This window comes from Bacillus sp. FSL W8-0640 (genome assembly GCF_038007725.1).
GTDB lineage: Bacteria > Bacillota > Bacilli > Bacillales > Bacillaceae_G > Bacillus_A > Bacillus_A cereus.
Genome location: NZ_JBBOXT010000001.1, coordinates 3,830,772 through 3,850,894, shown reverse-complemented (window position 1 = coordinate 3,850,894; position 20,123 = coordinate 3,830,772). Strand labels below are relative to the sequence as shown.

The window sequence follows — 20,123 nt, the reverse complement described above, 5'->3', positions numbered from 1 at the left end:
AATATATTGGAGTATGGGCGTAGATTAGTAGTAGAATGGGTTAACAATGTTTCTACTGTAATAATATTGCTATATAGAAGCGAATTATTTCATTTGAAATAGGCGCAAAAAGAAAGATGAAAGTTTTAAGAGGGGGTTAGAGTGATGAACCATGCAACAAGTGAGCTGCATGATGAGTCCGCTGTTACAAGTGTACCGGAAACAACTCGGTTACAAGATTTAAAAGCACTCGTTAAAATGGGGATTGTAAACTCAAATACACTTACTGTATTTACAGGATTTTGGTTGGCATTACACTTTAATGGATTAAGTGTAATGGATAATCTGGATAAGTTATTCTTTACAATCGTTGGTTCAGGATTAATTATGGCAGGGGTATGTTGTTTAAACAACTACATTGATCGAGACATCGATCCATTAATGGAAAGAACAAAGACCCGTCCAACGGTTACTGGAAAGTATAAACCAGGATTTGCACTTACATTTGGACTAGTCATATTACTTCTTGGTTTTGTATTTTTATTATTAACAACACCAATGGCAGTCTTAATGGGATTTATTGGTGCTTTCACATATGTTGTTCTATATAGTTTATGGACAAAGAGAAAGTATACACTAAATACTGTTGTAGGTAGTATATCTGGTGCAGTTCCTCCTTTAATTGGATGGGCAGCAATCGATCCATCTTTAGGCCATCCAATTGCTTGGATGTTATTTTTAATTATGTTTATTTGGCAAATCCCACATTTCCTTGCATTAGCAATGAAACGTGTTGATGAATATCGAAATGCAGGAATTCCAATGCTTCCTGTAGTTCATGGATTTGAAATTACGAAACGCCAAATTATGATTTGGACAGTATGTTTATTACCACTACCATTTTATATGAGTGGACTAGGGATAACATTTATGGTAATTGCAACACTGCTTAACATCGGATGGATCGTTTTAGGATTTTATGGCTTCCGTAAGAAAGATGACATCAAATGGTCCGTGCAAATGTTTGTTTATTCCCTAAATTATTTAACAATCTTATTTGTATCAATGATTGTAGTTACATTCTTCTAAGACAACGACATAATTGGATTTCTTTACGTTGAGATTTACTTTACTTAACTATAAAGTACAATCTAATTCACAAGGAAAGTGGGGGTTGTTTGTATGAAGAAACAGTGGCGACTGCTTTCGTTCGTTTCACTGCTGGCTTTACTGTTAGGGGGATGCGGTAAAGCCTTTCAATCTACTTTAATTCCGCAAGGAGAAGTAGCAAAAATGCAATATGATTTACTTCTACTGGCGAGTGCAATCATGGTAGGAGTAGTACTAGTAGTTACTATTATTTTCTTATATGTAATTGTGCGTTTCCGACAAAAGAAAGGTCAGGAAGATTATATTCCAGAGCAAGTTGAAGGGAATCACAAGCTAGAAATTATATGGACAGTTATTCCGATTATTCTTTTACTAATCTTAGCTGTTCCAACAGTTACATATACATTCAAACTTGCTGATGTAAGTGCGATGGAGAAAAAGAATATTGATAAAGATACTATCGTTGTTGATGTAACAGCGAATCTTTATTGGTGGGAATTTTCTTATAAATCAGAAAAGATAGTAACTTCGCAAGATTTGGTCATCCCCACAGGTAAGAAAGTGTATTTAAATTTGAAGGGTGCCGATATTAAACACTCATTTTGGGTTCCATCTTTAGCAGGGAAAATGGATACAAATACAGACAATGTGAACAAAATGTGGTTAAAGGCAGATAAATCGGGCACTTATAATGGTTTTTGTACAGAATTTTGCGGCCCATCACATTCTTTAATGCAATTTAAAGTGAAAGCTTTAGATGAAAGCGAGTACAAAAAATGGCTTGCTGATATGAAGAAGATTGATGGGAAGAAAGAAGTAGCTTCAACAAAGGCGCAAGAGGGCCAAGAAATATTTAATAAAAGCTGTATTGGTTGTCACGCAGTTGGATCTAATGATAGTAGACCACCTTCCGCTCGTATCGCACCAAACTTAGCAAACTTTGCGGATCGCGATATGGTTGCCGGTATTGCCGAAAACAATGAAGAAAACTTAAAAAAATGGCTGAAAGATCCTGAAAATATGAAGCCAGGAAACAAAATGACTGGCAAATATGGCAACTTAACGGATGATCAAATTGATGCATTAAATGCATACTTACAAACGTTAAAAGTTGAAAAGTAAAGAGGGACTATTCGCGAAGGGGAGGTTGAAAACGTGAGTTCTGTAGCAAAAAAACAGGGGATGGGTGCTGTCATATGGGATTATTTAACGACAGTAGACCATAAAAAGATTGCCATTCTCTATTTAATTGCAGGTGGATTGTTTTTTGTAATAGGCGGAATAGAAGCTCTATTTATTCGCCTTCAATTAGCGATTCCTAACAACGCTTTTCTTGTTGGGGATGCTTATAATCAAGTATTAACGATGCACGGTACAACAATGATTTTCCTCGCAGCTATGCCACTCGTGTTTGCATTTATGAACGCCGCTGTACCACTTCAAATTGGTGCACGTGATGTAGCGTTCCCGTTTTTGAATTCACTCGGATTTTGGTTATTTTTCTTTGGTGGAGTATTTTTAAATTTAAGTTGGTTTTTAGGTGGAGCACCTGATGCAGGATGGACATCTTATGCATCTTTAGCTTTAGCCTCTAAAGGTCATGGTGTTGATTTCTATGTACTCGGCTTGCAAATCTCAGGTATTGGTACACTAATTGGAGGAATTAACTTCCTTGTAACCATTATTAATATGCGCGCTCCAGGAATGACGTATATGCGTATGCCGATGTTTACATGGACAACATTTGTAACATCTTCGCTTATATTATTCGCTTTTCCGCCGTTAACTGTAGGATTAGGACTTTTAATGTTAGATCGTTTATTTGGAACAAGTTTCTTTAATCCGGCATTGGGCGGGAATACAATTATATGGGAGCATTTATTCTGGATTTTCGGTCATCCAGAAGTATACATTCTTATACTCCCAGCTTTCGGAATATTCTCAGAAATCTTCGCAACATTTTCGAAAAAACGATTGTTTGGTTATTCATCGATGGTGTTTGCGACTGTATTAATTGGATTTTTAGGATTTATGGTATGGGCGCACCATATGTTTACTGTTGGACTTGGTCCAGTTGCTAATGCTATTTTCTCAGTTGCAACAATGGCGATTGCGGTTCCGACTGGTATCAAAATATTCAACTGGCTCTTTACAATGTGGGGCGGAAGTATTCGTTTTACGACACCAATGATGTGGGCAGTAGCTTTCATTCCATCATTCGTAATGGGTGGAGTTACAGGGGTTATGCTAGCATCTGCACCAGCTGATTATCAATTTCATGATAACTATTTCGTAGTAGCACATTTTCATTATGTAATCGTTGGCGGTGTTGTATTTGGTTTACTTGCAGGAGCTCATTATTATTGGCCACTGATGTTTAATAAAGTATTAAATGAAACATTAGGAAAGATAACGTTTTGGCTATTCTTTATCGGCTTCCATTTAACTTTCTTTATTCAGCATTTCCTTGGCTTGATTGGTATGCCACGCCGTTACTACACATATCTTGAAGGGCAAGGGTTGGAAATGGGGAATATGATTAGTTCCATCGGAGCGGTGTTTATGGCTCTTGGAACGATTGTTCTTCTATTCAATGTAATTAAAACGACAGTATCAAAAGAAAAAGCTGGTCGTGATCCGTGGGATGCACGTACATTAGAATGGACAATGCCAGCACCGACACCAGAATATAACTTTAAACAATTACCATTTGTTCGCGGATTAGATCCGTTTTGGATTGAAAAACGTGAAGGTAATAAAGAAATGACAGCAGCGGAACCAGTTGGTGATATTCATATGCCAAATCCTTCGTTTTCACCATTTGTCATTTCTTTCGGATTGTTTATAGCGGCATTTGGTGCGATGTATATGCAGGGCGGAAAAGATAAGTTCTGGTTATTAGTAGCAATTATTGGTTTAATCATTACATTTGGCACAATGTTCCTACGTTCAGTAATTGATGATCATGGGTATCATATTCATAAAGAAGATTTAGAGGATAAGGGGGGCAAGGCATAATGCATGTAGATGAAAAATTAACGAATGAAACATTTCCAGCAGAGCCTGAAAAAGCAACCCTTGAAGGGAAAAATAAGTTTGTCGGTTTTTGGTTATTTCTTGGAGGCGAAACAGTGTTGTTCGCTTCCTTATTCGGAACATATTTAGCGTTAAAGAATTCTACAAATGGTGGACCAACATCTCAAGAGATGTTCCAAATGCCACTCGTTTTCATTATGACGATGCTTTTATTAACGAGTAGCTTAACGAGTGTATATGCGATGTATCACATGAAAAACTTTAACTTTAAGAAAATGCAGCTTTGGTTACTAGTAACAGTATTGCTAGGTTTAGGGTTTTTAGGATTTGAGATATATGAGTTTTATCATTATACACATGAATTTAAGCATACTATGAGAAGTAGTGCCTTTGGCTCTGCGTTTTATGCTCTTGTTGGTACACATGGACTCCACGTATTGTTTGGGTTATGTTGGATTTTAACATTAATCTTTAGAAATGCGAAGAGAGGTCTAAATTTATACAATGCACCGAAGTTTTATGTTGCATCGATTTATTGGCACTTTATTGACGTAGTTTGGGTGTTTATTTTCACTGTAGTATATTTAATGGGAATGGTGGGATAAACAATGGCGATAAAGCAAACGAATAATCCTAAAGTTGATCTTGTTTATCGGAAGAGAAAAAGTGCGGAGGAAATGAGGCATCAAGTTATTACGTTTGCATTAATGATTTTTTTAACATTAGTTGCATTTGTAGCAGTGGCGTATCCAAAAACTTTTAGTCCGATTTTCTCTGTACCGTTTATTTTACTATTAGCAGTGGTACAAGTAATTTTTCAATTGTATTATTTTATGCATATGAGTCATAAAGGACATGAAGCAGCAAGTTTCTTTCTTTACTCTGGTCTGCTAATAGGGTTAATTACAATTTTAGCTTTTATGACAATCGTGTGGATTTGAAAAGTGAAAAATAAGGGAGCTTGTGTTGTCACAGCTCCCTCTTCATATTATGAGATAACCTTACGAAGGCAGGTGTGAAAATGAGTAACTTGTGGATATTTGGTTTTCAGGCTTTATGGAGTCCAATCTTTTTATTATTTATGCTTTCGATTCTTATTGGGTACTTCTTAATTATTGGACCATATAGAATGCGATTTGAAAATGCGACGAAGGTAAGTAAGAAGCAAATTTTTTATTTTACGACTGGTATTGTTCTTTTGTATTTTGTAAAGGGAGGGCCTATTGATTTAATTGGCCATATTATATTTAGTGCTCATATGTTTGAAATGGCAGTCATGTATATTGCAGTTCCACCGTTACTGTTGCTTGGTATACCAATTTGGTTATATCGTTACATTACTTCTTTTAAGTTCGTTCAAATTATATTAAAGGCATTTGCTAAACCACTTATTGCGTTGTTTGTATTTAACGGCCTGTTTTCTTTTTATCATTTACCAGTTGTTTTTGATACAGTAAAACAAAGTCAAATAGCTCATCCTATTTGTCTCGCTATATTGTTTTTTACAGCAATCATGATGTGGTGGCCGATGTTAAATCCATTACCAGAATATCAAACGTTAAGTGATATAAAGAAACTTGGTTATATGTTTGCTAACGGCATATTATTAACGCCTGCATGTGCGTTAATCATTTTTGCGACAGCCCCGTTATTTGCAACGTATACGGATCCGGCTGCTTGGATGAAAGCGATGGAACTATGTGTACCAGCGGGCACTTTATCAGATTTAAATATAACGGGACCAGAATTTTTGCACTGGATGCCAGTCGTACAAGATCAGCAAACTGGTGGTATCATAATGAAAATTGTCCAGGAAATAGTGTACGGTACAATTATAGGTTATGTATTCTTTAGATGGGCACGTAGAGAACGTGAAAAGGATAAGGAGCAGTTGCAACAATTGCCGCCGTATTTACAGATTAAGTAAAAAAGTGTATGAGATTCCATGCGCTTTTTCTTTTTTAGTTACCTTAAAAAGATTGAATTTTCTAACTTTTTATGTTAAGTTAGTGTAGGCGTGTACTAAAAGTGGAGATAAAATTTACTACTAGCTTTCATGCGTAATAATTCCATATGTAGTGCAAGTTTTTTAGAGAGTTACAAATATATATTGTTATCTTTAATAAACACGAACTATTTTAAGGGGGAGTTTAAATGGGTAGTAGTGGAAGTATGGTAAAGCCGATTAGTGGTTTTTTGACAGCACTAATTCAATATCCAGTACCAGTAGTAGAATCGCGTACAGACATTGATAAACAAATTCAACAAATCATAAAAACAATTCATTCGACCAAATCAGGTTACCCTGGTTTAGAATTGATAGTATTTCCTGAATATAGTACACAAGGGCTCAATACAAAAAAATGGACTACAGAAGAATTTTTATGCACAGTGCCTGGGCCAGAAACAGACTTATTTGCTGAGGCATGTAAAGAATCTAAAGTATATGGTGTTTTTTCAATAATGGAGAAAAATCCTGATGGTGGAGAGCCGTATAATACAGCAGTTATTATTGATCCACAAGGTGAAATGATTTTGAAGTATCGTAAGCTAAATCCTTGGGTGCCAGTCGAGCCTTGGAAAGCTGGAGATTTAGGCTTACCTGTTTGTGATGGACCTGGAGGAAGTAAATTAGCTGTTTGTATTTGTCATGATGGCATGTTCCCTGAAGTAGCTCGTGAAGCGGCCTATAAAGGTGCAAATGTCTTAATTCGTATTTCTGGATATAGTACACAAGTTAGTGAACAATGGATGCTAACGAATCGTTCAAATGCATGGCAAAATTTAATGTATACATTGTCGGTAAACTTAGCGGGTTATGATGGTGTATTTTATTACTTTGGTGAAGGACAAGTATGTAATTTTGATGGGACTGCTTTAGTACAGGGTCATCGAAATCCTTGGGAGATTGTTACTGCTGAAGTATATCCAGAACTAGCAGATCAGGCTAGATTAGGATGGGGATTGGAAAATAATATATATAATCTAGGTTCAAGAGGATATGTAGCAACTCCTGGTGGGGTGAAAGAAAATCCATATACGTTTGTAAAAGATTTAGCTGAAGGTAAATATAAGGTCCCTTGGGAAGATGAGATTAAAGTAAAAGATGGATCTATTTATGGATATCCAGTAAAAAAAACGATTCATTCTTAGGGAAGGGAAATGAAACAAGCGCATCATATTGATGCGCTTGTTTTTGTTAATCAATAATTTGAAATTCTTTTAACTCTTTTTCGACATTTTGTAGGAGTTGTTCGCTTTTTTGAAGTACATTCGTTGGGAAAGTCTCATCATCACCATATTCAACGCCGTGAGGATAATAATGTTTTCCTAATAAGGGGGGGAGTAGTTTTACTTCAGCGTGTCTACTGCCAATGTCACCTTCAACAGCAACTCCTTGCACTCGTAAATAATAAACATCCTTTAATATTTCAAATTTATAATCGTATGTAACTCGCTCATAATCCCACTGTCCGGCAAGTACGAAGTGGTTGTTTTCCATGATTTCAGTTAAAAGAGTTAATTCAACGACGGCTCCATTAAATTTCGTATTTGTAAATTGCATATAATACCTCCTTTTTTAATGTTACACCATTATTTTTATAATAGTATGAATAATAAGAAAGTGCAATTCATATTGAGAGAAAAGGGATAATCCAGACTTTTTTCACAAAAATATGATATAGTGAAAAGAGTACGGTACACACAAAAAGAAAGAAAAGGATTTGTGTATATCTCAATTTTATGTTTTGTTCAGGAGGTATATCGTTTGAAGAAATTATTGCGTATCGTAATGATTACATTTTTAATTTTAGCTGTTGATTTATACGGGAAATTACTCGTTTCACAATATATATTAACCCCATCTCAATCAAAGCAAGAAAATAAAATTGTGAAAAAGAAAAAGCAAATTAAGGAAGACTCCTCAGACACTGTTTTAAATATGATTGGTGAAGACTCTGAAAACCTATTAGCGAAGTGGGGAGAACCCTCTCGAATAGAGCCATCTGCATACGGATATGAATGGTGGGTATACAACCAGGATTTAACTCAGTATGTTCAATTTGGAGTTTCTGAACGTAAAGTTGTAACGGCATACGCAGCTGGTGAACAAGTTAAGGTTCCACCTTATTATATAAATGAAAAATATGAAGAAGTATATAAAAAAAGTCCGCTTTCGCATGAAATTTCATTAAAAAGAGGGAAAAATAGTTATCAATTTGAGCTATCTGATACCGAAGTCATGGAACAACCGTTAATACCTGTAGAAGATGGATGGGCGCAATTGTATTTTGATCAATTTACACATGAGCTTGTTGGTGTTCGTTATATGGATGATGAAACTTTATTACGCCAAAGACCGTATCAGCTCGTTTATTCAGGTGAATTAATAGCAGAACAACCATTGACTCCAGAAAAAATAAAACAAGTAGAAAATGGGAATATGCAACAAATTTTTGATTTAACAAATATCATTCGAAGTCGTCATAAATTACCATTATTAACATGGGATCAGGAAACAGCAGATGTTGCTGTTGGTCACAGTAAAGATATGAAAGACAATAATTATTTTTCTCATGACTCACCTACATTAGGTACACTAGGAGATCGTTTGCAGCGCGGGAAAGTAGGATTTCAACTTGCTGGTGAGAACATAGCGGCGCAACATAGTGATGGAATTGCGGCAGTGCAAGGTTGGTTAAATAGTGAGGGGCATAGAAAGAATTTATTAAATGAACAATTTACAGGATTAGGTGTTGGTGTATACGATAAATTTTATACACAAAACTTTATTCGAAAATAAAGCGAAACTGTAAGCGGTGGGGTGTTACATCACCTAATTAGTTACTTCGTATTCACTGAATTGTAGGTGGGAATCTGACCGTATGCAAATAGCAGAAAAAAAGGTGCATGAATCGTCTAAAAATAGGCGAACCATGCGCCTTTTTTTTCTTACTATATAGTAGATATACATGGAGAGGTGAGGATTATGCCAACAACAAAAGGACCGTTACATCCATCGGTTCAACAGTTTAAAGAATTTGTAAACCATCACCCTAAAATGGTTCATGAGGTTAGAAGTGGTCATAAAACATGGCAACAATTTTATGAAGAATGGTACTTACTTGGTGAAGAAGATCCAATATGGGCAACTTATAGACCGGATGGAGCGCCTGCTTTTTCTTCGGTAAAAGAAAATAAAAAAGAAAAAGATAATCGAACTGAAGAGGAAAAAACTGCTGATGTGATGGGGCAAATGCTTTCTTTTTTTAAAAAGTTGGACGTGGAACAAATGCAGAACCATTTAGCCAATGTGACGAGTGCAATTGGGAGCGTGCAACAAGTTATTCAGCAATTTCAAGGTAACCGTACGCAGCAAGAGCAAAGTACTTCAGAAAATAACCCGTTTTTCTTTCAAAAGGATTAGGGGGAAAGATGATGAGAGCAGAAATTATGGAGTTTATAAAGGCTGATGAGGATTTATCTCGTTATATTAGAGAGCAACCGTACTGGTATAGAAAATTAACACGAAATCCTGAAGAAAAAGAGGCTTTTGAGTTAGCGGCGATGCAACATTTCAAAAAAACGATACCAGATAAAGTGGAAAAGTTTCAAAATCAATTGGCCGTTGCTTCGATCATGATTGATATGTTTCAGTATATGAAGCAACAAAACGCAACCTAATTGGAAGTGAAAAATATGTCCGTCATGCAGAACTTTTGTTACAATAGAAGTTGATTATTTAAAAAGGAGTTGCAGCATGACGGAAATTTGTTTAGTACGACATGGACAAACTGATTGGAATTTTCAAGAAATTATTCAGGGGCGAGAAGATATTCCGCTTAATGAAGTTGGTAAGAAGCAAGCGAGTCAAAGTGCAGCTGCTTTACAAGAAGAAACGTGGGATATCATTATAAGTAGCCCGTTAATTAGAGCGCAAGAAACGGCTAATGAAATCGCAACGGCAGTTGGATTACAATCGATTTTATTAGATGAGCGATTTGTTGAACGGAATTTTGGAGAAGCTTCAGGGAAGCCGGTTGCGGCTGTTAGAGAGTTGATTGCTGAGGGTAAAGTAGAAGGTATGGAGCGAGATGAAGAGATTGTAGCTCGTTGCTTTGCTGCTTTAGAAGATGTTGCGACAACTCATTTTGGCAAACGTATTATTATTGTTGCTCACTCACACGCGATAAAAGCGATTTTACATGCCATTGAACCAGATGAAATTACATTTAAGACACCATTAAAAAATGCGTGTATTAGTTATGTGAAACAAAATAGTGGAAAATGGGATGTTCTTAAATATAATATAGCGGAACATATTAATGTATAAGTGTGTACGGATATAGTGTAAAAATAGTTACGTTATATCTTTCTTTTGAGTAAGTCACTTCAATTAGTAGTTCTAATCTAAATGTGGTATGATGGATACTCGGAGGTGTCTCTCATGATTGTAGCGACGCTAGAAAGCGTATTAATATTAGATAAGGCAGAGCAGCTTGCAAAAGCGATTATCTGTTCAGATATAGCAGAAGATTATCGTAAGTATTATAGAGAATTACATGAAGATATGGAACTTCAGACGCTAATTCAGCAATTTACAGCGATGAAAGAACGGTATGAGGAAGTACAGCGTTTTGGAAAATACCATCCTGACTATACTACCGTGTCGATGAAAATGAGAGAATTAAAGCGTTCTGTGGACTTACATGATAAGGTTGCAGCTTTTAAAAGAGCAGAAACTGCTTTGCAGAAGTTATTAGACGAAGTTAGTGTAGCAATCGGTTCGGAAGTGTCTTCTTCCATTAAAGTGCCAACAGGAAATCCATTCTTTGATGCTGGTGGCTGTGGTGGAGGTTGTGGTACTGGCGGAGGTTGTGGTTGTAAAAAAACGGGGTGATGTACCCCGTTTTTTAGAAGTTGGAAGAAAACGTATACAGAGTTTGTCCTGTAATGTTATAAATTTCTGATTGGTTTTCATAGAATATAAAATATATGTTTTTAAAAGGAGAAGATGGAGAAGATTATGTTCGGGCAACGACAAAGTATGATTGTTTATTTACATTCATTGAAACATGCCAAGATTTTAAGGAAATATGGTAACATACATTACATATCAAAACGATTAAAATATGCTGTAGTATATTGTGATATGGAACAAATTGAGCATATGATGCATAAGTTGAACAAACTTCCTTTTGTGAAAAAGATAGAACAGTCGTATCGCCCGTATTTAAAAACGGAATTTGAAAATTCCCGTCCTGATCGAGCAAAAGAATACGATTATAGCTAATAGAAAAAATCCCCTGCTAAATTTAGCGGGGGATTTTTCACTTGAAATAACGTGTTATTTCATCGGAGGAATGAAATTGTTCATTCGTAAAATACCAATTAAATGATTAAAAAATAGTTCTTTTTCTGGGAAAGTTGTAGATGGTTTTACAGTAAAGGTAGCCACTTTTTTCCCGAGTTGTTCTGCCGTTTCTTCAAATAAAATGACACGTTTACTTTTTTTATTTTCAAATACAGGAATGCCTTCACGACATATGTATAATGGTTGGAAATCACCAGTAGTAGTTGGTTTTAATATTACAACAAGCGAACACACTTTTTTATCGTTTTTTATCGTTTCAAATTGTAACATATGTGCTATACGTTCTTGATTTGTTTTGGCAATTTCAAGTAATTCATATAAATCAGAGTAGCCTTCTCCAAGTTCTATAAAGCGTTGAATCATATCTTTTCCTCCTCTTTCTTTTACTGTACCATTTCACTTTTTAAATGAAAAGCACACAAAGAAAAAAAACCCTGCATAGCAGGGCCCTTCTTATACTAGCATGTACTAGTAAGAAGGCAAAGGGAGAGGAGAAACCGGAGGAAGAACTTATGGGGAAACGTAAGTCTTCTCCGCGGTTGGCAACAACATCGAAGGTGATGTTGTTATAATTATTTATGTCCAATCTAAATGAAGATATACATAATGAAATTAAATTTTATGTTGGGCTTTTTATTTTTCTTTTTTTTATTTTGTGATAGGATAAAAAAGATAAAGTGGAACTAATATACATATTGGGTTCATATTAGTGAATGATGAGATGAATACATAAAAATAACGAGAGGTTATTTGAGGCCGAGTTTTTCTATAGTTAGGTGAATGTGGTTTGTTAACGGTTACCGAAGTGGGAATGGCTTTCTATAATCGCTCGATAGATTGAAATAAAGGTAGTGACAACAGATGAGAGTAGTTTCAGGAAAATGTAAAGGACACCCACTTAAAGCGGTTCCTGGTAATACAACACGTCCAACGACAGATAAAGTAAAAGAATCTATTTTTAATATGATAGGTCCTTATTTTGATGGTGGTATCGCCCTTGATTTATTTGGTGGTAGTGGTGGTCTTGGAATTGAGGCTTTGAGCAGAGGGATCGATAAAGCAATTTTTGTTGATCGGGATAGTAAAGCGATAAAAGTAATTCATCAAAATTTAGAAAGTTGTAGAGTACAGGAACAAGCTGAAGTATATCGAAATGATGCTGAACGTGCAGTAAAGGCGTTAATAAAACGTGAAATGTCATTCGATCTTATATTAATAGATCCTCCATATAAAGAGCAAAAAATTGTATCTTTAATTAGTGTAATGGATCAACATGGATTGCTACATAGTGATGGATTAATTATGGCAGAGCATGGTAATGATGTAGTTTTACCTAATTCAATAGGAAGGCTTGTAAAAGTACGAGCTGAGAATTATGGGATTACTGCAATATCGATTTATAAGTATGAAGGTGAGGGGACAGAATGACAAGTATAGCTATTTCTTCAGGAAGTTTTGATCCAATTACCCTTGGGCATCTGGATATTATTAAAAGGGGAGCAAAAGTATTTGATGAGGTGTACGTAGTCGTTTTAAACAATTCATCAAAAAAACCATTCTTTTCAGTTGAAGAGCGATTAGAACTAATTCGAGAAGCGACAAAGGATATCCCGAATGTAAAGGTAGATTCGCATAGTGGGCTATTAGTAGAGTATGCAAAAATGCGTAATGCAAATGCAATATTACGTGGTTTACGAGCAGTTTCTGATTTTGAATATGAGATGCAAATTACTTCTATGAATCGAAAATTAGATGAAAATATTGAAACATTTTTTATTATGACAAACAACCAATATTCATTTTTAAGCTCGAGTATTGTAAAAGAAGTTGCGAGGTATGGAGGAAGTGTAGTGGATCTTGTACCTCCTATTGTAGAGCGTGCTTTAAAAGAAAAGTTTCAAACCCCGTTAAAGTGAACGGGGTTTTTCTTTATACGTGCGCAAAAATAATAAAATAACATATAAGTATAGACAAAATAATGTAAAAATTGGTCCATAATGTATAAAAGATGTCCAAATTTCATGTAGTATAGAAGGATGCTCGGATAAAAATACAGGAATATCTTTTGGCATAGGTGAGAAAGAACTCACTTTCTCATAAAATGGTGTCCAAAATACAAATGTAAAAATAGGGGCAAGAATACTTTGAATAATTCGTGCGAAAAAATAGGGTTTAAATCGGATATCTGTTTCAGCTAATATACTAGCAACTTGTGCCTGAATAGAAAGGCCGCTAAATGCTAAAATGAAGCTTGTTACCATAGCTTGTTGTAAGAGCGGTGTTTCATTTATTTGACTAATCATTTGGCTTCCGAGTGTCATTTCGAAAATACCTGATAATATAGGTATACTAAAATCTGTACTTAGTTGGAAGAATGATAAAATATGTTGCATAATAAAAGAAAGAGCTGCTGTAATGTGGAATACAGTAATCATTTTATTTAACACAGAGAATAAAATAATAAATCCGCCAATCATAAGTAATGTTTGAATAGAAGAAACAATGGCATCCCCAAGTAATTTACCAATTGGTCTTTTTTCTTGTAAGCGTGTCTCGTGAAGAATTAAAAACGGGTTTTGAAAGCGACGTTTTTTTGTAGTGTGTGTATTATTTTTGTAAGCGGTATTATCGCCGTAAAAACGCATAATTAATCCGACAGCAAAGTTACTGAAATAATGGGCAGCGGCTAATATAATTCCTAATTTCGGATTATTAAAAAAGCCGATAGACACAGCACCGAAAATAAAAAGTGGATTGGAAGAATTTGTGAAAGAAACGAGGCGCTCCGCTTCAATCTGAGTTAAAAGATTGCTTTTTCGTAGTCTAGCGCTTAATTTGGCGCCTGCAGGGAAACCAGAAGCCATTCCCATCGCCCAAACAAATCCGCCTATCCCTGGAACGCGAAAAAGTGGGCGCATGAGTGGTTCTAATATAACGCCAATAAATTTTACAACACCGATACTAATTAGAAGTTCCGCAATGATGAAAAACGGTAGTAGTGAAGGGAATACAACTTCCCACCATATATTTAACCCGCGAATAGAAGCTTGCAAAGCGGCTTGGGGGTGGAGTACAAGAGAAAAGGTTAAAAATAGCGTTGATATGGTAAGGAAAGCGGTTTTCCATTTTTCATACATGTAAGTAAATCCCCCTTTGTCCCAAAAAACGTTCATTTCAGTATACGTGGATACGTAGTGAATTTAGACCATAAGTATGAAAAAGGAATGAAAAAAAATAAAGGGTGAGAAAAATGAAAGAACCAAAGATTGGTTTAGCACTTGGGTCTGGAGGAGCCAAAGGGTTTGCTCATATTGGTGTAATAAAGGTTTTAAGGGAAGCTGGTATCCCTATTCACATGATTGCAGGAAGTAGTATGGGGGCGCTAATAGGTACGTTTTATGCGGCAAGTAGTAACGTTGAAAGATTGTATAAATTGGCATCTGTTTTTAAGCGGAAGTATTATTTAGATTTCACGGTACCGAAAATGGGATTTATTGCTGGAAAACGTGTCAAAGATATGATTAAAATGTTTACATATAATAAAAATTTAGAAGAGTTAGATATCCCGACGGCTGTTGTGGCTACTGACATATTGAAGGGGGAAAAAGTGGTTTTTACAAGTGGGCCAGTTGCAGATGCTGTGAGGGCTAGCATATCTGTTCCTGGAGTGTTTGTACCAGAAAAAATAGATGGAAGATTATTAGTGGATGGTGGAGTCATTGATCGCATCCCAGTATCGGTTGTGAAAGAGTTAGGGGCCGATATTGTTATCGCTGTTGATGTATCTCCAATTAAGGTGAATGGCGATGTTACGTCCATTTATGACGTAATCATGCAAAGTATTGAAATTATGCAGCATGAGCTTGTAATGAATCGGCAAATTGCATCGGATTTAATGATGCGACCAGCTGTAGAGCAATTTAGTTCACGTGCTTTTACAAACATTGAAGACATTATTCGAGTTGGAGAAGTAGAAGCAGAAAAACATGTTTCAAATATTTATTTATTAATTGAGCAGTGGAAGGAGAAACATAATGTTTAAGCGTTTTCGGTTTATATATGCAATCTTAATAGGGGTTATATTGGCGATGTTACTTGTTTACGTACGTTTACCGTATTATATAACAAAACCAGGAATGGCTGCCAAATTAGAGCCTTATGTTCAAGTTGAGGGTGGAACGAAAGAATCTGGTGATTTTATGCTTGTTACGGTTTCAATGGGACCAGCAAATGTGGTGAATTTAATAGCGGCACAGTTTAATAAATATACACATATTTCGAAAGCGGAAGAAATATTGCAAAAAGGTGAGAGTGATGAAGAATATCAATTTCGCCAAAATTATGCGATGAAAGATTCGCAAAATGCAGCAATTTATAATGCATATAAACGTGCAAATCGCTCAGTATCTTTTGAAAATAAAGGTGTATTAGTTGCTGGTGTGGCAAAAGGAATGCCGTCAGAAGGAAAGCTTAAGCTTGGTGATGTTATTATAGCTGTTGACGGAAAAACATTTGAAAAGACGGAGCAATTTATTGAATATATGACAGGGAAAAAAGAAAACGATGCTGTAAGTATTGAGTACATGAGAAATGGAAAACAATTGAAAGAGAATTTAAATGTAAAGACGATTCCTAATGGGAATGGGCGTGTCGGCATAGGTGTTTCTATCGTTACGGAAAGAGAATTAGTGGTCGATCCGAAAGTGAAAATTAATTCTCATGAAATTGGTGGACCATCCGCAGGTTTAATGTTCACATTAGAAATATATAATCAACTTGTGGAAGAAGACTTAACGAAAGGACATGAAATAGCTGGAACAGGTACAATTAATGAAAAAGGAGAAGTGGGCCCAATTGGTGGTATAAATCAAAAAGTGGTGGCTGCTAGCGATGCCGGGGCTGAAGTGTTCTTTGCGCCAAATGAAAAAGGTGCGGAGAAATCGAACTATAAAGATGCACTTGAGACTGCAAAGGATATTAAAACAAAAATGAAAATTGTACCAGTAGATACGCTGGATGATGCGTTAACATATTTAGAAAAGATGGATAAGGAAAAAACCTCTCTGAAATAGAGAGGTTTTTTTATAGGAATTTTGTAGTTGTTTCATCATAGCGAACAGGATGGTGTGTTATATCTTGTTTTAATAGTTGTGTGCGTAACGGTTCGTGCATGATGGAGAAATATACAGAGTTTGCTTTTTTCTCTATATCTAAAGCGGCATGGTCGAATGTTTTTGTATGAGTAAGGATTGGAAGTTCGATTTTTTTCTTGTTTTTTGAAAGGTAAGTTTGTCCTTTTTGTGACATACCTAGCAGGCGAATATATGGTGCGTGTTGTTCTATATTTGCGCTACGTATTTCCTCTTTTGTTGTGTTTGTTAAAATGTGTGTACAAGCTCTTTGTAATCTAGTCCATGTATAACGTTTTGTTTTTAATGCTTCCATGAATGAATAGAAGGAGGAACTGTTTTGTATTTTTGATAAAATACGATGCTCTAAACCTTCTTCTATTTCATATATATGTCGTAAGTCCCCTGGAGACATCGTCATGAGTCTATATTTAAAAAATGAAAAGTATTGTTCCCAATTATGTAATATCCCGTAGTTTTGTTTGTAATTTGCTAAAAGCGAAGTGGTTGCCTGTGGGAGAAAAGGTTCAATTGTTGTAAATGATCCTTCTTCGCTAAAGAGTTGTTTTCGGATGCTTGTCGCGCTTGCAATATGTTGGTCATTAAATGTTTCATCATGATAATGAGAGGCAAATCTTTTTATAGTTTGAGCTTGTATAGAGCTATTTTGTGACAGAATTGCTTTCATATATTGGAAGCCTAAAATATTATTTGGTTGTGACATATCTATGTTTTTTTCAGATGTTAAAATGTGTGAGAAAGCATCCGATGTTGCTTTTGCATAACTATTACCAGCGTCCATGAATTGTTTTACAAGGCAGTTAAAAGTCTCATCTTCGTTTTTTTGTACGGAGATGGTATTATAAAAATTTTCGATTTGTCCATCCTCACTACCGAAACAAATTTCAGAAACACGTAGGGCATTTAAAATGGAAATAGCACCATTTGCGAAGGTTTCAGCCTTTTGTGTTGCAAAGACGTATGGAAGCTCTACAACAAGGTCTACGCCGTTTGCTAAGGCCATTTTAGTGCGATACCATTTGGAAATGAGTGCGGGCTCACCACGCTGTAAAAAAGGACCACTCATAACGGCAATTATTATATCGGATTGTGTTAACTTTTTTGTCTGTTGCACATGATAAAGATGACCGTTATGAAAAGGGTTATATTCAACAACAATACCACCAGCTTTTATGGTAATCTCTCCTTTCGATGTAGCATCTTTTTGAAAAACGTGATACTCTATATATTATTTACTATGATGACTTCATTATAGTGTAAAGAAAAAACATTGACAAATATAAAATGGCTAGCTATAATTTTGTTTGTTGCCTTGAGGTGATATGATATGAAATGGTCCATCCATCAATTGAATAAATTGAGAAATAAAGGATTGACATTGGATGAGATGGTAGATGTAAGTGAGCTAAAAGAGGTCGAGAAAGATATTCGTGAAATTAATCCTGTTCATGTAACGGGAAGAGTTGATTTTGGCTCCGGTAAGTTTACGTTTCATCTACATATAACTGGAAGCATGGTTTTACCATGTTCTCGCTCTTTAGTAGATGTGACATTACCATTTGACATTAAAACAACTGAGGTGTTCCAAACTTCACAAGAAGAATTTGAAACTGAAGCTGAAATTCATTCTTTAGAAGGAGAAGTACTTGACTTACTGCCCGTAATCAAGGAAAATATACTTTTGGAGATTCCAATGCAAATTTTCAGTGATGATGTTTCTGGTGGAGCACCGACGCAAGGTCAAGACTGGCAAGTGATTTCGGAAGAAGACAAAGAAAAGACTGTTGATCCAAGATTGGCAGGACTTGCAAAGTTTTTTGACAAATAATCGGAAGACTGGTTCAGGCCTTCATATGAAAATAACTATTTCTTTTAAGGAGGTGGGAAGAATGGCTGTACCTTTTAGAAGAACTTCTAAAACAGTAAAAAGAAAGCGTCGTACGCATTTCAAATTATCAGTACCTGGTATGGTAGAGTGCCCAAGCTGTGGTGAAGCGAAATTAGCTCACCGTGTATGTAAAGCATGCGGTACTTACAAAGGTAAAGAAGTAATCAGCAAGTAATTGCGGGAAAATAAACGCAGAAGATATCTTCTGCGTTTATTTTTTTTTGTCTTAATCTTTAGTTGTTGTATTCTATCTTTTCTAGTAACTGCATATGCTTAATAAAAAATGCATAGGGAGGACTAGAGAGATGGCGACAACAAGACAAGATGCTTGGACTGATGATGAAGATTTGCTTCTGGCAGAAGTAGTACTCCGGCATATTCGAGAAGGTGGAACACAGCTTTCTGCCTTTAAGGAAGTGGGGAAAAATTTATCTCGTACACCAGCAGCATGTGGGTTTAGATGGAATTCTTACGTAAGAAAGCAATATAAAGAACGTATTGAGGAAGCAAAGCAACTTCGTAAAGTAGAAAATTATGAAGTGAAAGAGACAAAGGTGTTAGAACCTACGTCAATTACGTTGAATGATGTTATTGATTTCTTGCAAAATTATAAAGATGAAAACTCTTTAACGGTGTTGCAACAACAAGTTGAATCATTACAAACAGAAAGAGAGCGTCTTCTGGAGCGATTATCAGTATATGAAGAAGAGTATAGAACACTACTTGATTATATCGATCAAAAAAGAAGTGTAATGGTAGCGGAAAGAAACAATGCTCGCTCGAATGAGAAGTTAGAGAAGCTTAAGAAATAAAAAACAGCTGTTATACAGCTGTTTTTTTATTTCTTAAGCCGATTCTTCGTTTGTAACCGCATTCAAATTTGCTTCTGGATGCCAAATATAAAAATCTCCATCAGTTACTGATACGGGGTTGAAATTTAATTTATCCCAAAAACCAGCTGAATGAATACGTGCTATCGTTTTAATAGGAAATTGCATTTGTTTCGCATGATTTACAAGCATTTGCCCGAATCCTTGTTTTTGAAAAGTTGGTAATACTTCAAGTTTATAAAGTTCTAGGTAGGGACCTGTAATTTCGAATGGTTCTCCGCCGTTTCTTTTCATATATAGACTCATACGTGCGATTAGTGATCCGCCATAATAAATACCGTAAAATGGAGATTCACTGTCGTTTTCAATAATGTTTGCTTGTAATTCTTCCAGCATAGATAGTTCCTGGGCTCCGCACCCTTTAAATTTTTTGAATTCATCTAACGTTTTATAATTGATGAGCAAGCGCTCAACTTTTGGGAATCCCATTACATCACATCCTTTTCTTGTCTCGTTGAATGCAGAAAAGTAAAAATATTTATAATAATAGTATAACTCATTTTTTTATTTTTATGAAGAAGATAGTATATTTCTTTTTTTATTTTTTTGAGGATTTGCTAAACTAAGAGTAGAAGCGTATTAATAGGTGGTACATACATAGTGAAAAATGAGAGTATATTTGTTGGGCAGAGGACAGCGGAATTATAGGGCGTGCTCAGGTGCTTTAAAAAGATATAAAGGGGGGAAGGCAAGGG

25 protein-coding genes are annotated in these 20,123 nt (G+C 35.7%); 20 read left to right on the top strand and 5 right to left on the bottom strand.

The genetic code is table 11. The features are described from left to right. Window positions 1–144: 144 nt before the first annotated feature. From ctaB to N2V80_RS19690, 7 genes are all read left to right on the top strand, one after another. Window positions 145–1,068 carry a protoheme IX farnesyltransferase gene (gene ctaB / locus N2V80_RS19720; RefSeq protein ID WP_001015056.1) on the top strand — a complete coding sequence of 308 codons (924 nt, stop codon included), beginning with the start codon at window positions 145–147 and terminating at the stop codon, window positions 1,066–1,068. 93 nt (window positions 1,069–1,161) lie between these two features. Continuing rightward, a complete protein-coding gene (gene coxB / locus N2V80_RS19715) occupies window positions 1,162–2,211 on the top strand; it encodes a cytochrome c oxidase subunit II (RefSeq protein ID WP_000745268.1) in 1,050 nt (349 codons plus the stop codon). A gap of 60 nt (window positions 2,212–2,271) precedes the next feature. Further along, window positions 2,272–4,107, top strand: a complete 1,836-nt coding sequence (gene ctaD, locus N2V80_RS19710) for a cytochrome c oxidase subunit I (RefSeq protein WP_153578907.1) — start codon at window positions 2,272–2,274, stop codon at window positions 4,105–4,107. Further along, complete coding sequence (gene ctaE, locus N2V80_RS19705; RefSeq protein WP_000557861.1) at window positions 4,107–4,730, top strand: cytochrome c oxidase subunit III; 624 nt, start codon at window positions 4,107–4,109, stop codon at window positions 4,728–4,730. Before ctaD ends, ctaE begins: the two co-directional genes overlap by 1 nt. A 3-nt stretch (window positions 4,731–4,733) precedes the next feature. Further along, window positions 4,734–5,066: a cytochrome c oxidase subunit IVB gene (ctaF, locus tag N2V80_RS19700; protein ID WP_000985706.1), complete on the top strand. Its 333-nt coding sequence runs from the start codon at window positions 4,734–4,736 to the stop codon at window positions 5,064–5,066. A gap of 80 nt (window positions 5,067–5,146) precedes the next feature. Continuing rightward, window positions 5,147–6,052, top strand: coding sequence for a cytochrome c oxidase assembly factor CtaG (gene ctaG, locus N2V80_RS19695; protein ID WP_000069022.1), 906 nt, complete (start codon window positions 5,147–5,149; stop codon window positions 6,050–6,052). 227 nt (window positions 6,053–6,279) lie between these two features. Beyond that, window positions 6,280–7,278 carry a formamidase gene (locus N2V80_RS19690; protein ID WP_061654438.1) on the top strand — a complete coding sequence of 333 codons (999 nt, stop codon included), beginning with the start codon at window positions 6,280–6,282 and terminating at the stop codon, window positions 7,276–7,278. 46 nt (window positions 7,279–7,324) lie between these two features. Here N2V80_RS19690 and N2V80_RS19685 read toward each other — a convergent pair whose 3' ends face one another. Further along, window positions 7,325–7,690: a YugN family protein gene (locus tag N2V80_RS19685; protein ID WP_001160947.1), complete on the bottom strand. Its 366-nt coding sequence runs from the start codon at window positions 7,688–7,690 to the stop codon at window positions 7,325–7,327. 204 nt (window positions 7,691–7,894) lie between these two features. Here N2V80_RS19685 and N2V80_RS19680 point away from each other — a divergent pair, with 204 nt between their 5' ends. The 6 genes from N2V80_RS19680 (at window position 7,895) to N2V80_RS19655 (ending at window position 11,419) form a co-directional block, all read left to right on the top strand. Continuing rightward, the gene (locus N2V80_RS19680) at window positions 7,895–8,929 is read left to right on the top strand and encodes a CAP domain-containing protein (RefSeq protein ID WP_000735378.1); all 1,035 of its coding nucleotides are present in this window, start codon (window positions 7,895–7,897) and stop codon (window positions 8,927–8,929) included. Window positions 8,930–9,115: 186 nt separating this feature from the next. After that, window positions 9,116–9,553, top strand: coding sequence for a YlbD family protein (locus N2V80_RS19675; protein ID WP_001143346.1), 438 nt, complete (start codon window positions 9,116–9,118; stop codon window positions 9,551–9,553). A gap of 11 nt (window positions 9,554–9,564) precedes the next feature. Next, on the top strand, window positions 9,565–9,810 hold the full coding sequence (locus tag N2V80_RS19670) for a YlbE-like family protein (RefSeq protein ID WP_001200990.1): 246 nt from the start codon (window positions 9,565–9,567) through the stop codon (window positions 9,808–9,810). A 76-nt stretch (window positions 9,811–9,886) separates the two neighbouring features. After that, entirely contained in the window at window positions 9,887–10,459 is a 573-nt protein-coding gene (locus N2V80_RS19665) for a histidine phosphatase family protein (RefSeq protein WP_000134947.1), read from the top strand. A 114-nt stretch (window positions 10,460–10,573) separates the two neighbouring features. Beyond that, on the top strand, window positions 10,574–11,026 hold the full coding sequence (locus N2V80_RS19660) for a YlbF family regulator (protein WP_000634366.1): 453 nt from the start codon (window positions 10,574–10,576) through the stop codon (window positions 11,024–11,026). A 126-nt stretch (window positions 11,027–11,152) separates the two neighbouring features. Continuing rightward, a complete protein-coding gene (locus tag N2V80_RS19655) occupies window positions 11,153–11,419 on the top strand; it encodes a YlbG family protein (protein ID WP_002082261.1) in 267 nt (88 codons plus the stop codon). Window positions 11,420–11,473: 54 nt separating this feature from the next. Here N2V80_RS19655 and N2V80_RS19650 read toward each other — a convergent pair whose 3' ends face one another. Beyond that, window positions 11,474–11,863 carry a DUF7147 family protein gene (locus N2V80_RS19650; RefSeq protein WP_000616017.1) on the bottom strand — a complete coding sequence of 130 codons (390 nt, stop codon included), beginning with the start codon at window positions 11,861–11,863 and terminating at the stop codon, window positions 11,474–11,476. A gap of 498 nt (window positions 11,864–12,361) precedes the next feature. On the opposite strand from N2V80_RS19650, the gene rsmD reads away from it, so the two are divergent. Together rsmD and coaD are read left to right on the top strand one after the other, a co-directional pair. Further along, window positions 12,362–12,928, top strand: coding sequence for a 16S rRNA (guanine(966)-N(2))-methyltransferase RsmD (gene rsmD, locus N2V80_RS19645; RefSeq protein WP_001266979.1), 567 nt, complete (start codon window positions 12,362–12,364; stop codon window positions 12,926–12,928). Further along, entirely contained in the window at window positions 12,925–13,416 is a 492-nt protein-coding gene (coaD, locus tag N2V80_RS19640) for a pantetheine-phosphate adenylyltransferase (RefSeq protein ID WP_000200601.1), read from the top strand. The genes rsmD and coaD overlap by 4 nt, the downstream gene beginning before the upstream one ends. On the opposite strand, the gene ylbJ is transcribed toward coaD, so the two are convergent. After that, window positions 13,408–14,637, bottom strand: a complete 1,230-nt coding sequence (gene ylbJ, locus N2V80_RS19635) for a sporulation integral membrane protein YlbJ (RefSeq protein WP_000273083.1) — start codon at window positions 14,635–14,637, stop codon at window positions 13,408–13,410. The two genes, coaD and ylbJ, sit on opposite strands and share 9 nt — an antisense overlap. Window positions 14,638–14,750: 113 nt before the next feature. Between ylbJ and N2V80_RS19630 the strand changes: the two genes are divergently transcribed. Beyond that, the gene (locus N2V80_RS19630; RefSeq protein ID WP_000662590.1) at window positions 14,751–15,542 is read left to right on the top strand and encodes a patatin-like phospholipase family protein; all 792 of its coding nucleotides are present in this window, start codon (window positions 14,751–14,753) and stop codon (window positions 15,540–15,542) included. Then, on the top strand, window positions 15,535–16,572 hold the full coding sequence (locus N2V80_RS19625; RefSeq protein WP_000476280.1) for a SepM family pheromone-processing serine protease: 1,038 nt from the start codon (window positions 15,535–15,537) through the stop codon (window positions 16,570–16,572). Before N2V80_RS19630 ends, N2V80_RS19625 begins: the two co-directional genes overlap by 8 nt. Before the next feature lie 10 nt (window positions 16,573–16,582). On the opposite strand, the gene N2V80_RS19620 is transcribed toward N2V80_RS19625, so the two are convergent. Beyond that, a complete protein-coding gene (locus N2V80_RS19620; RefSeq protein WP_002062184.1) occupies window positions 16,583–17,764 on the bottom strand; it encodes a nucleotidyltransferase in 1,182 nt (393 codons plus the stop codon). A 213-nt stretch (window positions 17,765–17,977) separates the two neighbouring features. On the opposite strand from N2V80_RS19620, the gene N2V80_RS19615 reads away from it, so the two are divergent. The 3 genes from N2V80_RS19615 (at window position 17,978) to N2V80_RS19605 (ending at window position 19,350) form a co-directional block, all read left to right on the top strand. Beyond that, window positions 17,978–18,478: a YceD family protein gene (locus tag N2V80_RS19615; RefSeq protein ID WP_000872149.1), complete on the top strand. Its 501-nt coding sequence runs from the start codon at window positions 17,978–17,980 to the stop codon at window positions 18,476–18,478. 61 nt (window positions 18,479–18,539) lie between these two features. Then, on the top strand, window positions 18,540–18,713 hold the full coding sequence (rpmF, locus tag N2V80_RS19610) for a 50S ribosomal protein L32 (protein WP_001984764.1): 174 nt from the start codon (window positions 18,540–18,542) through the stop codon (window positions 18,711–18,713). A 130-nt stretch (window positions 18,714–18,843) separates the two neighbouring features. Beyond that, entirely contained in the window at window positions 18,844–19,350 is a 507-nt protein-coding gene (locus tag N2V80_RS19605) for an RsfA family transcriptional regulator (RefSeq protein WP_000246468.1), read from the top strand. Window positions 19,351–19,383: 33 nt separating this feature from the next. Here N2V80_RS19605 and N2V80_RS19600 read toward each other — a convergent pair whose 3' ends face one another. Beyond that, window positions 19,384–19,857: an N-acetyltransferase gene (locus tag N2V80_RS19600; RefSeq protein WP_000506692.1), complete on the bottom strand. Its 474-nt coding sequence runs from the start codon at window positions 19,855–19,857 to the stop codon at window positions 19,384–19,386. Between the last annotated feature and the right edge of the window lie 266 nt (window positions 19,858–20,123).

What these genes read in the sequence shown, in the direction of transcription:
- ctaB (WP_001015056.1), top strand. Translation starts at nt 145, where the DNA reads ATGAACCATGCAACAAGTGAGCTGCATGATGAGTCCGCTGTTACAAGT.
- coxB (WP_000745268.1), top strand. Translation starts at nt 1,162, where the DNA reads ATGAAGAAACAGTGGCGACTGCTTTCGTTCGTTTCACTGCTGGCTTTA.
- ctaD (WP_153578907.1), top strand. Translation starts at nt 2,272, where the DNA reads ATGGGTGCTGTCATATGGGATTATTTAACGACAGTAGACCATAAAAAG.
- ctaE (WP_000557861.1), top strand. Translation starts at nt 4,107, where the DNA reads ATGCATGTAGATGAAAAATTAACGAATGAAACATTTCCAGCAGAGCCT.
- ctaF (WP_000985706.1), top strand. Translation starts at nt 4,734, where the DNA reads ATGGCGATAAAGCAAACGAATAATCCTAAAGTTGATCTTGTTTATCGG.
- ctaG (WP_000069022.1), top strand. Translation starts at nt 5,147, where the DNA reads ATGAGTAACTTGTGGATATTTGGTTTTCAGGCTTTATGGAGTCCAATC.
- N2V80_RS19690 (WP_061654438.1), top strand. Translation starts at nt 6,280, where the DNA reads ATGGGTAGTAGTGGAAGTATGGTAAAGCCGATTAGTGGTTTTTTGACA.
- N2V80_RS19685 (WP_001160947.1), bottom strand. Translation starts at nt 7,690, where the DNA reads ATGCAATTTACAAATACGAAATTTAATGGAGCCGTCGTTGAATTAACT.
- N2V80_RS19675 (WP_001143346.1), top strand. Translation starts at nt 9,116, where the DNA reads ATGCCAACAACAAAAGGACCGTTACATCCATCGGTTCAACAGTTTAAA.
- N2V80_RS19670 (WP_001200990.1), top strand. Translation starts at nt 9,565, where the DNA reads ATGAGAGCAGAAATTATGGAGTTTATAAAGGCTGATGAGGATTTATCT.
- N2V80_RS19665 (WP_000134947.1), top strand. Translation starts at nt 9,887, where the DNA reads ATGACGGAAATTTGTTTAGTACGACATGGACAAACTGATTGGAATTTT.
- N2V80_RS19660 (WP_000634366.1), top strand. Translation starts at nt 10,574, where the DNA reads ATGATTGTAGCGACGCTAGAAAGCGTATTAATATTAGATAAGGCAGAG.
- N2V80_RS19655 (WP_002082261.1), top strand. Translation starts at nt 11,153, where the DNA reads ATGTTCGGGCAACGACAAAGTATGATTGTTTATTTACATTCATTGAAA.
- N2V80_RS19650 (WP_000616017.1), bottom strand. Translation starts at nt 11,863, where the DNA reads ATGATTCAACGCTTTATAGAACTTGGAGAAGGCTACTCTGATTTATAT.
- rsmD (WP_001266979.1), top strand. Translation starts at nt 12,362, where the DNA reads ATGAGAGTAGTTTCAGGAAAATGTAAAGGACACCCACTTAAAGCGGTT.
- coaD (WP_000200601.1), top strand. Translation starts at nt 12,925, where the DNA reads ATGACAAGTATAGCTATTTCTTCAGGAAGTTTTGATCCAATTACCCTT.
- ylbJ (WP_000273083.1), bottom strand. Translation starts at nt 14,637, where the DNA reads ATGTATGAAAAATGGAAAACCGCTTTCCTTACCATATCAACGCTATTT.
- N2V80_RS19630 (WP_000662590.1), top strand. Translation starts at nt 14,751, where the DNA reads ATGAAAGAACCAAAGATTGGTTTAGCACTTGGGTCTGGAGGAGCCAAA.
- N2V80_RS19625 (WP_000476280.1), top strand. Translation starts at nt 15,535, where the DNA reads ATGTTTAAGCGTTTTCGGTTTATATATGCAATCTTAATAGGGGTTATA.
- N2V80_RS19615 (WP_000872149.1), top strand. Translation starts at nt 17,978, where the DNA reads ATGAAATGGTCCATCCATCAATTGAATAAATTGAGAAATAAAGGATTG.
- rpmF (WP_001984764.1), top strand. Translation starts at nt 18,540, where the DNA reads ATGGCTGTACCTTTTAGAAGAACTTCTAAAACAGTAAAAAGAAAGCGT.
- N2V80_RS19605 (WP_000246468.1), top strand. Translation starts at nt 18,844, where the DNA reads ATGGCGACAACAAGACAAGATGCTTGGACTGATGATGAAGATTTGCTT.
- N2V80_RS19600 (WP_000506692.1), bottom strand. Translation starts at nt 19,857, where the DNA reads ATGGGATTCCCAAAAGTTGAGCGCTTGCTCATCAATTATAAAACGTTA.